Annotated in this window: 10 protein-coding genes and 1 riboswitch; of the genes, 7 read left to right on the plus strand and 3 right to left on the minus strand. The window is 47.2% G+C overall.

The annotated features are described in order from the left end of the window. Positions 1-31 precede the first annotated feature (31 nt). Positions 32-1,159: a transglutaminase domain-containing protein gene (locus MH144_RS24375; protein WP_239304920.1), complete on the plus strand. Its 1,128-nt coding sequence runs from the start codon at positions 32-34 to the stop codon at positions 1,157-1,159. 99 nt (positions 1,160-1,258) lie between these two features. On the opposite strand, the gene MH144_RS24380 is transcribed toward MH144_RS24375, so the two are convergent. Both MH144_RS24380 and MH144_RS24385 read right to left on the minus strand, forming a co-directional pair. Next, complete coding sequence (locus MH144_RS24380) at positions 1,259-2,833, minus strand: amino acid permease (RefSeq protein WP_275440284.1); 1,575 nt, start codon at positions 2,831-2,833, stop codon at positions 1,259-1,261. A gap of 21 nt (positions 2,834-2,854) precedes the next feature. Next, positions 2,855-3,074: riboswitch (Lysine riboswitch) on the minus strand. 145 nt (positions 3,075-3,219) lie between these two features. Further along, positions 3,220-4,362 carry a virulence factor gene (locus tag MH144_RS24385; protein ID WP_239304921.1) on the minus strand — a complete coding sequence of 381 codons (1,143 nt, stop codon included), beginning with the start codon at positions 4,360-4,362 and terminating at the stop codon, positions 3,220-3,222. A gap of 225 nt (positions 4,363-4,587) precedes the next feature. On the opposite strand from MH144_RS24385, the gene MH144_RS24390 reads away from it, so the two are divergent. After that, positions 4,588-4,989 carry a hypothetical protein gene (locus tag MH144_RS24390; RefSeq protein ID WP_239304922.1) on the plus strand — a complete coding sequence of 134 codons (402 nt, stop codon included), beginning with the start codon at positions 4,588-4,590 and terminating at the stop codon, positions 4,987-4,989. 78 nt (positions 4,990-5,067) lie between these two features. Here the strand turns inward: MH144_RS24390 and MH144_RS24395 are convergent, their stop codons facing one another. Beyond that, a complete protein-coding gene (locus MH144_RS24395) occupies positions 5,068-5,766 on the minus strand; it encodes a response regulator transcription factor (RefSeq protein ID WP_239304923.1) in 699 nt (232 codons plus the stop codon). A 341-nt stretch (positions 5,767-6,107) separates the two neighbouring features. Between MH144_RS24395 and MH144_RS24400 the strand changes: the two genes are divergently transcribed. The 5 genes from MH144_RS24400 (at position 6,108) to MH144_RS24420 (ending at position 12,961) form a co-directional block, all read left to right on the plus strand. Further along, positions 6,108-8,954: an ATP-binding protein gene (locus MH144_RS24400; protein WP_239304924.1), complete on the plus strand. Its 2,847-nt coding sequence runs from the start codon at positions 6,108-6,110 to the stop codon at positions 8,952-8,954. A gap of 363 nt (positions 8,955-9,317) precedes the next feature. Further along, positions 9,318-10,664 carry a cytochrome ubiquinol oxidase subunit I gene (locus tag MH144_RS24405; protein ID WP_239304925.1) on the plus strand — a complete coding sequence of 449 codons (1,347 nt, stop codon included), beginning with the start codon at positions 9,318-9,320 and terminating at the stop codon, positions 10,662-10,664. Next, positions 10,661-11,695: a cytochrome d ubiquinol oxidase subunit II gene (locus tag MH144_RS24410; protein WP_239304926.1), complete on the plus strand. Its 1,035-nt coding sequence runs from the start codon at positions 10,661-10,663 to the stop codon at positions 11,693-11,695. The genes MH144_RS24405 and MH144_RS24410 overlap by 4 nt, the downstream gene beginning before the upstream one ends. Before the next feature lie 5 nt (positions 11,696-11,700). Then, positions 11,701-11,853, plus strand: a complete 153-nt coding sequence (cydS, locus tag MH144_RS24415; RefSeq protein ID WP_170948273.1) for a cytochrome bd oxidase small subunit CydS family protein — start codon at positions 11,701-11,703, stop codon at positions 11,851-11,853. 67 nt (positions 11,854-11,920) lie between these two features. Further along, positions 11,921-12,961, plus strand: coding sequence for an MBL fold metallo-hydrolase (locus tag MH144_RS24420; RefSeq protein WP_239304927.1), 1,041 nt, complete (start codon positions 11,921-11,923; stop codon positions 12,959-12,961). Positions 12,962-13,105 lie beyond the last annotated feature (144 nt).

Below are 13,105 nucleotides of genomic sequence, written 5' to 3' on the forward strand. Positions count from 1 at the left end.
AGAATGTTGCAAAGAGAGGTGGTATCCTTTCATGGGCAAAAACGGAAAACGAGTGATCACCATATTGCTGGCAGGCTGTCTAATTGCTGTGGCTTTGCCTCGCGCGGTTGACCTGGATCAACTGTATGCTGCATCGGACACATCAGATATTTCCACAACCAAGGATTTACGCCAGACGTTGCTTACAGCCATGTCACAGCGAACGGAGGAGCTTGTATTTACATACAAGGGCGATGTGAAAGGACTCAAAAAGCAGCTCCAGAGCTCCATTGACGAAGCAATGACGAGTGATCCCTATATCCAATATACCGTCAAAAGTTATGCTTTTAATTATAAAGGTTCGAACGTTTCGGCCGAGGTCCATGTGAATCTGTCCTACCGGGAGACCAAGGAACAGACCGATTACGTTAACCGCAAAGTGACTCATGTTTTAAAAGAAATCATCACACCTGGCATGACCAATCATGAGAAAGTGAAAGCAATCCATGATTGGATTGTTCTCCATCTCGCCTATGATACATCTCTTCAGAAATACACGGCCTATGATGGGCTTGTCACGGGCAGCACCGTATGTCAGGGATATTCCCTGCTTGCTTACCGCATGCTGGAACAGGTTGGTATTGAGAATCGGATAGTGGAAGGTACGGCAGGTGATCAGCTGCATGCGTGGAATATCGTGAAGCTGGACGGCAAGTGGTACCACATGGATACAACCTGGGATGATCCGACACCTGACCGCAAAGGCAAGGTTAGTCATAATTATTACTTGCTCAGCGACGACGAGATGGCACGTGACCATATCTGGACGGGCAAAGGCAAATATCCGACTGCGCCAGCTCCTTACCGGGAGGCTCTGCAAACCTTGATTCAAAGCGGTGGCAGCAAGGCACCGGCATATCAGAAGCTGTACCATGCGCTGGAATATTCGCTCTATGACGAGAAAGATGCAATTAGTGGACACTCCGCACTGGAAACCAAGGTGCAGAATGTGCTGAAGGAAGGCGGAGCCACGCTTACTTTCAGATACAAAGGTACTGAGGCAAGTCTGGTTGAAGATTTGCAGAATTTGTATCAGCTCGGGATGAAATCGATATCGTATTATGTGTCCAAAATGGAGGATACAACGGATCTGCGTGTGAAGATCAACTGGACGTTATGAATCAAGGCGCATGTAATAACGCCATAATGGTATACAAACAAAATCCCCCTGCTTCTAAACCGTAGAGAACGGTCAGAAGCAGGGGGATTTTTGATACGTTTACTGCACAGAGGAATCCGTAGGGGAGAAGTCGCATTCCTGCAATGGCACCACTTTGGTTTTCTTGATCCATTTGTAACCAAGCCATAGAATCAGGAACAGCGGTACACTCAGGTAGGCAACAAGCGCTCCGCTCCAGTCGATCTGATCGCCCGTAAACGCCTGGTAGTTCTGACCGATAATGACGATGATACAGAGTACAAAAGCGAATATCGGACCAAACGGGAACCAGCGTGCGCGATAAGGCAAGTCTTTCAAGTCTCTACCTTGGGCAACATAAGCCCGGCGGAAGCGATAATGGCTGATTGCGATGCCAAGCCAGGTGATAAAGCCGCACATGCCGGATGCATTCAGCAGCCAGGTATACACAATACCGTCTCCAAACAGGGAGGCGAGAAACGCCAGCATGCCGACAGCTGTAGTGACGAGCAGGGCATTCATCGGAATGCCTTTTTTGTTCAAACGTCCAAGGAAACGCGGCGCCTTGCCATCACGGGCAAGAGCATAGAGGACCCGGCTTGAAGCATACATGCCGGAGTTACCGGCAGACAGCACAGAGGTCAGAATGACCGCATTCATTACCGAAGCTGCAATGGCGAGCCCGGCTTTTTCAAATACTAGCGTAAATGGACTGACACCGATGTTGTTCAGATCACCTTTGAGCAGGTTCGGATGAGTATACGGGATGATCAAACTGATTACGGTGATCGCCAAAATATAGAAGATCAGAATCCGCCAGAATACCTGCCGAATGGCACGAGGCACATTCTCACGCGGATTTTCACTCTCACCCGCAGCTACACCAATGAGCTCGGTTCCCTGGAAAGAGAACCCTGCAGCCATGAACACACCAAGTACGGCAAAGAATCCACCATGGATGGGCGCATCACCCACTGTAAAGTTGCTGAAACCGACTGCCTCTCCGCCCATAATACCGAAGATCATCAGCACACCCACGGTCAAAAAGATAATGACGGTAGCCACTTTGATGATGGCGAACCAATATTCCGATTCGCCATAACCTTTAACAGAAAGTACATTCAGAGCAAAGATTAATACGAGAAATAGCAGGCTCCATAACATGGACGAGCTGTCAGGGAACCAGTACTTGATGAGTACCGTAGCTGCAGCCAGTTCGGCCGCAATGGTAACGGCCCAGTTGTACCAGAAATTCCAGCCCATGGCGAAGCCGAGTGCGGGATCGACGAAACGAGCGGCATACGTATTGAATGAACCGGAGTCAGGCATAAATGTAGCCAGTTCTCCAAGGCTTGTCATCAGAAAGTAAACCATGATGCCGACGGCGGCGTATGCAATCAATGCACCACCCGGACCGGCTGTAGAGATAGCGGTACCGCTTGCGAGGAACAGCCCTGTACCGATGGAGCCACCGAGGGCAATCATCGTCATATGCCGTGCACGCAATCCTTTTTTCAGGGAACCGTTCCCTGTTGTTGTTTGCTTGTTGCGGTCTTGCAATGAAAACACTCCTTCACTCAGCGTACTGATGATATGGATCAATGGCGCTATACGCACAAAAGACCGCAGGCTTTGGCCTGCGGTCTTGATATCCATTGTCCGCACCTGTCCCAGATGTTATAAGATAGCTCAACACAGAAGAATTCATACCACCCATACGGGCTGGTGTGTATCTCTGTGACAGTTCTGTACCTTTCGGCAGCAGCCCCAACCATACTGGACATCGTAAGGAACCGTCCAGCAGGCTTCGGCGGGTGCACCTTTCGGCTGATCTCATGAGCGGCTCCTTAGCGCCTCCTTCAGCTTACTGATCGCACCCGCGACCTCTACCTCATCATCGTGGATGAGGTGTATCTATTGTCTATGAAATTATTGAATAGCAGAACGTTACATGACATGTTCTGTTGCTCAAACAGACACTCAGTATACCTTTCCTCGTTTCATCATGCAATAACAAAAGTTGGATGTTCTCTTAACAAGGATTAATCTGTATTTTTGTTGCGTCCGGCCATTTGCTGCCATACGGTGCCTGCAGCCTGTTCACCAGATTCAATTCGCTCCAGTGCCATCTTGGCCTGCAAACTAACCTCAAATTCGGGGTCTTCTGCTGCCTTCCGCAGAGCTTGCTCTGCTTCTTCGGTTCCCACTTCATATAAGAAACGGGCTGCACGCCAGCGCACCAGCTTGCTGCTGTCGGTGAGCGTAGCCGTCATCGCAGCGGTTGCAGCTGGGTCTCCGATATCGGACAAGGTGTCTCCAGCGGTACGACGTACGGCAGGGGAGCTGTCTTTGAGTGCTTCATACAGCAATTCCATGGCGTCCGGCGTTTTGATGTCTCCAAGATAGACTACCGCCAACCGACGTATCTGCATTTTACTGTCATGCAGGGCGCGGGCCACAAGCGGCAATCTCTCTTCTGTAGGTTCCATACCATCAAAAGCGGCATATCGTACATTCCAATCCTCACTGCTTAGAGCTTCTTCCAGTTCAGCACCTTCAAGCTTGCGGCGGCGTTCAACAAACTCTTCTGTATTGGTCCCGTGCGCAATGGCCTGTTCAATGACCTGCTTCAGACGCTCCGGAGGATAGGCTGCCTCCAGCTCCTGCTCAACCTCACGGGCAATATCCGGCAATTCACCGTACCGTACGCCGTAATCACTCAATTTACGTTCCTTGATCAGGGTTGCACTGGCCACTTCAGTAACGGCCTTAACGAAGCGATCGGAGAGAGAGATTCGTTCTTCTTTTGCACCGGCCTTAACCCGGATCTGCATCGGAACACCGCGGAAAAACTGTACAAATACCTGTGCTTCGCCAAAGTGCTCGCCTGATGCATCTTCGGATTCAATCCAGTCAAGGTCAATTCCTTGTTGACCCAGACGGTTCTGGACTTCCCCCAGAATGACGGACCAGTCGGCATTGCCCTTGCGATCCAGCGCAACGAAGTCCGTGGTGTGAAATACACTTTTAACGCCAGGAATATGGAGCATCTGGCGGATAAACGCTGGAGCAGAACGTTCATTATCCAGCGTGTAGGTTCTGCGAATCCCGTCTTCGAGACGCTCATCGAGATGAAGCATCATCGTATTGGGACTGGGTGTTGGTTCAATGGAAACAATATTCATCGGTTCATAACCTCCTGTACCGGATTCATCATTTAAGTTCCCGTGATAGAAACGGGGATATCCCTATTTTACATGAAAGGAAGCAAACTGCGAAATGAATGAGAAACCTTACATAGTTGTGTGAGAAGTACTAAGATTGTTAACACTTCTTTCATGTTCACTCACAAACATTTTTAAATGAAGATTGGCACAATAAGTAGAATGAAACAACTGGAGGTTACAACTATGGAACGTATAACAGTACTTTCGGACGGAAGCCGCGGTATTGCTTATGAGAATATTGTCGAATTGTTTAACGAGTGGATGGAGGAAGAGCAGGAAGAATGCATTCGAGGCGAGGAACAAAACCTGAAGATGGGGTCAAGGTCCACTTGGGGCCGATCGCGTTATTGCATTGTCGATTACATGGATGCAAGCCAGGCCATCTCGGCATCCAATGCCATTCGTGCTTTTATCCCACAGCTCCCCCTGCTGGTCATCACCGATTTCCAATCGTTGATTCGCAGACAGCATTTGCAGCAGATTACAGGCAATGGCCTCATTAAGATGATCCTGTGGAATCAGTGCGAACCACATCAGCTTTATTTGGACATTCAGAAATGGCTGCACTCCACCCTGCAGGATTAAGAAGAAGCCATGCCCTCTGCCATGTCGATTCAGAGATACACACGGAGAGGGCATAGCCATAGTTAAGGAATATTAGACTTAAGTCACATACTTATAACCTGTTCCCCAAACGGTCTTGATATAGCGTGGATTTTTGGGGTCGGGTTCGATTTTTTTACGCAAGCTGGAGATATGTACATCAATGGTACGGTCCAAATAGGCTCGTTCCGATCCTTTTATTCGGTCCATCAGCTCATTACGGGTAAATACTTTACCCGGATATTTGTACAATTCTTTCATGATCTCAAATTCAATATGAGTGACTTCGATTTCTACTCCGTTGACGAACAGAGTCCGTCTATATTCATTCACGCTCACATGCCCCGTAGTTTCTAATGGTTTATCCTCTTTTGCTGGTTTATCAGGATAAGAAATGGCGGATCTGCGCAGCAGCGCCTTAATTCTTGCGTCAAGCTCCTTCAGACTAAAAGGCTTACAAAGGAAATCATCAGCGCCATTATGTAATGCTCGGAGTCGGTCATTCAGCATTGTGCTTGCCGAAATCATAAGAATCGGTACAGTGGAATGCTGACGAAATGCATCTACCAGATCATTTCCATCCATTTCGGGAAGCATCAGGTCAGTCACAACAATATCCGGTCCGAACCTTGGGAAAAGTTGAAGTGCCTCACGGGCGTGATGAACCCGTTCTGTTATGTACCCTTCCTCCTCAAGAAAGAAAGCAATCATGTCAGCAAGATTTTTCTCATCTTCTATAAGAAGTACTTTGATAGACATAGAGGTCACACTCCTGGTGAAAAGAATTTGTTAAGAAATTACTAAAAAAAAGCTGAGTTTTGTGTGAAAATACCACAAATTTTTTAATGTTTATATTCCAATATATAGGATGTATATGTAGGGGAGTACAAACTCAAGAAGAACTTCAGTATTTTACCATAGCAGTAGCTATTTTGCCGATGAATCAAATTTTGCCAACAGAAAAACCTTTTGATATATACAGTATAATGTATCAGAGGGATTTGAGGGAAGAAAAGTAGGCAGAACGGCTTTCATTTATAGGAGGAACCAACGTTGTTGTTGAAAACAGATTTAGAACTAGACCAAGAGGATTGTAGTCCATGCTTCGAATAATGGCCGCCAAACTGTTGGTATGGATTGTAGAGAAACTGCGCATCGCGTGGATAGGAACTGTGATTCTCATTGTGCTTGGAGCAATGGGGAGCATATATCCACTTACGTTATTTTATGGCGTTCAGTTAATGTTCGGCAGTGCTGCTGCCCTTGTTGCCCTGCGCTTGCACGGCGGTACGTATGGTTTTATCACCTTTACTGCAATCAGTGGAATACATCTGTTATATACGGGGCCAACTTCACATTGTTTCTATATGATCATTGCTCATTGTATTGAAATGATCTGGATGCTGGGATGGCAGATGCGTTGGAAGAACGGAAGCATTATGAAGGCCAATGCCGTGTTTTGGGTCGTTATGTTGTTACCTGTTTTGGGGTATGGTCATTATTTTCTGAACATGAATCTGGATGAAGTAAAGTATGCATATATGCATATTGCCGTGGTCAGCATGGTTAACGCGCTAATCGCCGGAATTATAGTGGACTTCTGGATCACCAACGGTGAGCCTCAATCGAAGAGGACAGGCACCATCCCGCTTAGCCGAATTGCTTTTAAATATGTGGTCGTGTTTGTTGTTGTGGTCTCCCTATTTCTTTTATCAGCTGATAGCCGTAGACAGTTAAGTCAAATACATGAAACAATAATATTAAATATGAAACACGCAGCGAATGCAGTGACTCAGGATCTGGATGAACGGTTTTTGACGGTTCAAAATATGCAGCAGGCTATGAAGCGTTATCATCATCTATTGGATGTAAACGTCATTATTCTGGATAAAAATGATCGCGTGATTGCTTCAGGGCTGGATACCGTAATCATTGGCGAATATTTAAATACAAGCAATTATCGTTATCTGAAGGAGGGGGAGTCCTCCGTTATCTTCCGTTCAGGAGACGCTTATTACAGCGATGCGCTCACCTACTGGAAGCATGCTTCATTTATCTATAAAGCAGATGTGGAGTCAGATACCTCTTACCGTGTTTTTGTGGAGACAAGTTCAGCTAATTATTATTCGCGGATTGAAAGGATCTATCTGACGACCCTTCAGAGTCTGTTTCTCATTTTTGTAACGTCAATGGTTGTGGCTGCTCCATTAAGCCGAAAGGTGGTAAGTCCTCTGATCAGGCTTACTCGGATGACTGGTTTACTCCCGAGGTTATTATTTCGTAAAGGCAAAATGGATTGGCCAACAAGCCATGTCATGGAAGTTCAAATTTTGATTGGAAATCTGCGCAAAATGGCAGACGTGCTGCTTGAACAATTCGAACAGATCCGTCAGGACAAATTAACACTGGAGGACAGAGTCCGTGCACGGACCAAGGAACTGAAAAATAGTGAGGAAATCAAACGCGCCATCATCGATTCTTCTATTGACGCCATTATTGCCGTGGATTCTAATGGATTGATCATTGAGTTTAATCCCGAAGCCGAAAGAATGTTTGGGCTGAAACGTGAAGAGGTCGTTCTCGAGACCAATGCTCCGTCACTCTTTCAGGGAGCGAGTTGCGTGGAGATCAAAGAGATGCTGGAGAGATATGAATATATCCGAGGTAAGCGGCATGTCAATGTCGAGGAGATTTCAGGCATTCGCAGAGATGGCTCAGTTTTCCCGATCGAATACAAAATCGTGGAAATTCAGCTTGGCAACAATGAGAAGCTGTATAACCTGTTTATTAAAGATATTACCGATAAAACACGAGCAGAGGAAGAACGTGTGCGTCATGCACTCGCGCTCGAGAAACTGAATGCAGAATTGTTTAATGAGAAGATTGCAATTCAGGAACAGCGTGATATCAGTGAACACTTTATTGAATCCGTTCGGGAAGGGCTGGTTATGTCCGATCGCTCGGGCATGATTACCATCGTTAACCGAAGGGTTGAGGAGATGTTTGGCCTTGGCGACTTCCTGGGCAGATCCATCGAAGATTTCGCTCAAGCCATGGATAAGGTTGTCCTGACGGATGACTTCAATCTGGTGGATCAAACAAAAGCCTTTTTGCACGGGGAACGTGCCTTTGTGGAGACCGAATTCAGTTTTAATAACAAGGAGAAAAGCGTGTTTTCCCTCTATATTAAACAAGTAGATGTGCCTGGCAAAAACCATGGGTTCCTGCTTGTGTTCCGTGACCGTACGGAAGAAGAACGCCTGAATCGAATGAAAAACGAGTTGATTAGCGTGGTATCCCATGAGCTGAGGACCCCAGTTGCAACCATTATGGGTTATGTAGAATTAATGATGATGTATGATTTACCCGCTTCACAGCGACAGGAGTTTATGGAAACGATCTCGTCGGAGGGCAGCCGTTTAAGCAGCCTGCTTGAGGATGTACTGGATATCCAGCGTCTGGACAATGAAGGCATGACCTATCATATGACGTATGTACCTCTGCTTGAATTGGTGGAGGGGGTAGCAGAGCAATGGAATATCAAATCCATTCAACGGATCCATGTGCATGCCTTCAACGGAGACTTCTTTGCGTATGCGGACCAGAATCGGATGGTCCAGGTGCTCCATAACCTGATTGGCAATGCAGTAAAATACTCACCAGGAACAGAACGGATTGACATTACCATGTGGGAAGATAATGAGTGGATATGCATTGACGTACGCGACTACGGAATCGGTATTCCAGAGGACGTGCAGGACCAGCTGTTTACGAAGTTTTACCGTGTGGATAACTCAGACCACCGGCAGATCGGCGGAACCGGACTTGGACTGTATATCTCACGCAAAATTGTCGAAGATCATCAAGGAACGCTTACGTTTATATCCGCAATTGGCAAAGGAAGTACCTTCAAAGTACGTTTGCCCAAGCAGGAGGATCTCCTATAAGCAGGAACTTGTTCAGGGGTGCCCGTAGTCGCTGACCGGGTGGATACAACATACTTAAGCCTTTATTTTTCAGTGAACCATGTACTGAAGGATAAAGGCTTTTTTTGTTTTTCAATTTTTCAGGATAAAAAACCATGAACTTTTGCAAACTGTCTATAGCGCCATAATTTGCATCGGATCAAAAGGAGGATGGCAGGTATATGTTTCGCAAACAGGAGAAAACGCTCATTATTGTCTGCCTCGTCGCAGCAGTAGTCGTACTGTATGCCGTTGTGAAAAGTATCATGCGTATCATGAGTTATTGAGCTATTTGGACAAGCAGATACATGAAGCTGTACATCATGATGAAGAGGAGTGTCACCCATGTCATCGCTGGACCCTGTTCTGCTCAGCCGGATTTTGACCGGTCTGACCTTGGCTGTACATATTATATTTGCCTCCATCGGCGTAGGCGTTCCGCTAATGATTGCGCTGGCCGAATGGCGGGGGCTGCGAACGAACGATATCCATTACACCTTGCTGGCACGCAGATGGGCGCGGGGTTTTGTCATCACCGTGGCTGTTGGTGTCGTCACTGGAACCTCCATCGGTCTGCAGCTTAGCCTGCTGTGGCCGATGTTTATGAGGGTCGCGGGCCAGGCAATTGCCCTGCCGCTGTTTATGGAGACGTTCGCCTTTTTCGTGGAAGCGATCTTTCTGGGAATTTACCTGTATACCTGGGATCGGTTCAAGAAGAAATACACACATATGCTGCTGCTCATTCCGGTAGCACTGGGATCATCCGCTTCGGCAATATTCATTACAACCGTGAATTCCTTCATGAACCAGCCTCAAGGATTCACCTTGATTAACGGCATCATGAAGGACATTCATCCGATTGCAGCCATGTTGAACCCTGCTACGCCAACCAAAGTTTCTCACGTGCTGGCATCGTCGTATACGCTCAGTGCAGGTGTTCTTGCGGGTATCGCTGCGTTCAGTCTGCTCCGTGGTCGTGATCATGTCTATTACAAAAAGGCACTTAAACTTACCACGGTGTGTGCCCTGGTTTTTGCGGTTAGCACAGTCATGATCGGCGACTCCTCGGGCAAGTTTCTGGCGAAATACCAGCCGGAGAAGCTGGCTGCGGCGGAATGGCACTTCAAGACCATGAAGGAGGCCCCGCTCGTCTATGGCGGAATACTCGACGAGAATAATGAGGTGAAATATGCGATTGAAATTCCATATGCGCTCAGTATTCTTGCGGGAAATCGGCTTGACACCGAAGTGAAGGGACTGGAAGAGTACCCTGCTGATTTGAGGCCGCCGTTGTCCATTCATTACATGTTTGATCTGAAGGTAACGACAGGTGTGATCATCCTGCTGATTCCTGTTCTGTATGTGTTCCGCCGCTGGCTTCCGGGACGAAAGCCGTATCCGAAATGGCTCCTGCTCGGAATCGTTTTTCTCGGTCCACTGGCCATGGTTGCGATTGAGCTGGGGTGGATGTTTGCCGAGGTTGGCAGGCAGCCGTGGATTCTGCGGGGATACATGAAAGTATCGGAAGCAGCTACAACCTCTACCTCGGTAGGATGGATGCTTGTTCTGTTCATCCTGTTATATCTGGTCCTGTGTTTTTCTGCTATTCGGGTGCTCAGCAAGCTGTTCCGGAACAAGGAAGCCGAGAAAGAGTTGGATTCACTCGGACTTGAGGGAGGGATTGTCCATTGAGCTTTGAAATTGCAGGCATTGCGATATTATGGACGTTTTTGTTTGGTTATCTGATCGTGGCTTCCATTGATTTTGGAGCAGGATTTTTCAGTTTCTATAGTTTGCTTACAGGGCATGAGAACAAAATCCATAACATTATTCAGCGCTACCTGTCGCCGGTGTGGGAAGTGACGAATGTATTTCTGATCTTTTTCGTCGTCGGCTTGGTAGGGTTCTATCCGGATAGTGCCTTTTATTATGGAACAGCTCTTCTGGTCCCCGGCTCCCTGGCTATTGTGCTGCTAGCTATTCGGGGTGTCTACTACGCGTACAATACGTATGGCAATCATGGTAAAAACAGTCGCATCTACATGGCTTTATATGGTGCGACGGGATTATTGATTCCGGCTGTCTTTTCTACGATTTTGGCCATTTCAGAGGGAGGAATTATCGAGCAGGTTGGTGAGCAGGTGTTTTTCCGCTGGGGTGAATTTCTGACGAATCCATATACCTGGTCGGTTGTACTGCTTGCGCTCGTCAGTGTGCTTTATATTTCGGCGATGTTTTTGTCCTATTATGCCAAGAGAGCTGAAGATGAGACGGCATTTGAAGTGCTGAGGGAATACGCGCTGCTGTGGAGCTTGCCCACGATTTTTGCCAGCTTCCTGGCGTTCCTGCAGATTAACAAACAGAATCCCTTGCACTTTGAACAAATGGTCAATATTTCATGGATGTTTATCGCATCGTTTATTTGTTTTGTTATTGCGGTCTCGCTTGTATGGAAGCGAAAGTACCTCGGGTGGTGCTTCATCGCCGTGATGCTTCAATTCGCCTTCGCCTGGTATGGATACGGCAGGTCGCATCTGCCCTATATCCTGTATCCCTACATCAACATCTATGATAGCTTTACCAATCGGACGATGGGGATTGCGCTTATCACGGCATTCAGTCTTGGTCTGCTGGTGCTGATTCCGTCGTTAATCCTCATCATGAAGCTGTTTTTGTTTGATGCGAATTACGTCCGTGGCCAATCGGGTAAAAAGAAAGGATGAACCTCATGAATCTGGAAGGGGCAACAGGCATTCCGGGCATAACGGGTTTGAGCTTCTTTGAAGAATTCACGATCATGTATGCACCGCCACTCATTATTGTTGCTGCGATTGCATTTCTGTTCGTGTATCTGGCAGTATGCAAAAACCCAAAAGATTAATCCGTCTCGCTTTTTTCAAAATGGCTTAGGTTGGGTTAAGATATTAGGAAGGGAGGAGGGCCCTTTCATGCCGAAAATCCGTTATAACAACATTGATAATGTAAGTACGGACAAAACGTTGAAGGAATTCAAGCAGTGGAGGGAGCAGCGGCGGAGCAAGGTGAAGGATTATTCGTATACCGTGCCCAAACACCCGCCTGAGCTGGATTATCTGCATGCCAACCGGGATGAGACCACCATCACCTGGATTGGTCACTCCACTTTTTTTATTCAATACTATGGACTGAACATCGTGACTGACCCCGTATGGGCTGAAAAAATGGGATTTCAACGGAGGCTGGGTCCCCCCGGTATTCCGATTCAAGATATTCCACCGCTGGATGTCATCCTGATCTCCCATTCTCACTATGATCATTTGCATCTGGCTTCATTGCGGAAGCTCGTTACCGCCAAAACCTTGCTGATTGTACCGGATGGACTTAAACGAAAAATGGTGCGCAAGGGCTTCCATCGTTGCCACGAGATGAAATGGTGGGAGCATATCGTACTCGGCGGCGTCAAACTCACCTTTGTCCCGGCACAGCACTGGACCCGCCGGACGTTATTTGATACGAATACATCTCACTGGGGCGGATATGTATTGGAGCAGCATCATGCGCTGACAACGTCGTCCGAGGAGAGTGCGGCTGCAAGTGAACAGAACGAACCGTCCTCAGAACCAAGAACGCAGACATCGCAGCAATCAGAGGGACCACCTGTTTTGTATTTTGTTGGGGACACAGGATACTTTCAGGGCTTCAAAACGATTGGAGAACGCTTTGACATCGGTGTTACGTTAATGCCGATTGGTGCCTATGACCCCGAATGGTTCATGACGTCCCAGCACGTAACGCCGGAAGAAGCGCTGCAAGGATTCGTAGAGTCCGGTTCACAGCTTATGGTTCCAATGCATTATGGTACGTTTAAACTCGCGGATGATACGCCTAAGGAAGCACTGGATCGGCTGGAAGTCGAACGTGAACGACTCGGAATCAACAAAGAACGAATTCGGGTGCTCGGACACGGTGAGACGCTGCGTATTCGTCATGATGATCATAGAAAGAGCTAACAAAAGCGAGCTAAATATGCTAAGGTAGGGTTATATCCGCAGCAATAGCACAATTACCAAAACTTTAACGAGTAAAAAGCGGCTAATTTTCGAATTTGCCGTTTTTTTGTGTTATAATATGGTGCCAGAATAGGCTACGGGATA

This window comes from Paenibacillus sp. ACRRY, assembly GCF_022346995.1.
In the GTDB taxonomy this organism is placed as follows: Bacteria; Bacillota; Bacilli; order Paenibacillales; family Paenibacillaceae; genus Paenibacillus.

Bases quoted from the DNA above. Each gene is read 5' to 3' on its own strand.
- MH144_RS24375 (WP_239304920.1), top strand. From the start codon at position 32: ATGGGCAAAAACGGAAAACGAGTGATCACCATATTGCTGGCAGGCTGT.
- MH144_RS24380 (WP_275440284.1), bottom strand. From the start codon at position 2,833: ATGGATATCAAGACCGCAGGCCAAAGCCTGCGGTCTTTTGTGCGTATA.
- MH144_RS24385 (WP_239304921.1), bottom strand. From the start codon at position 4,362: ATGAATATTGTTTCCATTGAACCAACACCCAGTCCCAATACGATGATG.
- MH144_RS24390 (WP_239304922.1), top strand. From the start codon at position 4,588: ATGGAACGTATAACAGTACTTTCGGACGGAAGCCGCGGTATTGCTTAT.
- MH144_RS24395 (WP_239304923.1), bottom strand. From the start codon at position 5,766: ATGTCTATCAAAGTACTTCTTATAGAAGATGAGAAAAATCTTGCTGAC.
- MH144_RS24400 (WP_239304924.1), top strand. From the start codon at position 6,108: ATGCTTCGAATAATGGCCGCCAAACTGTTGGTATGGATTGTAGAGAAA.
- MH144_RS24405 (WP_239304925.1), top strand. From the start codon at position 9,318: ATGTCATCGCTGGACCCTGTTCTGCTCAGCCGGATTTTGACCGGTCTG.
- cydS (WP_170948273.1), top strand. From the start codon at position 11,701: ATGAATCTGGAAGGGGCAACAGGCATTCCGGGCATAACGGGTTTGAGC.
- MH144_RS24420 (WP_239304927.1), top strand. From the start codon at position 11,921: ATGCCGAAAATCCGTTATAACAACATTGATAATGTAAGTACGGACAAA.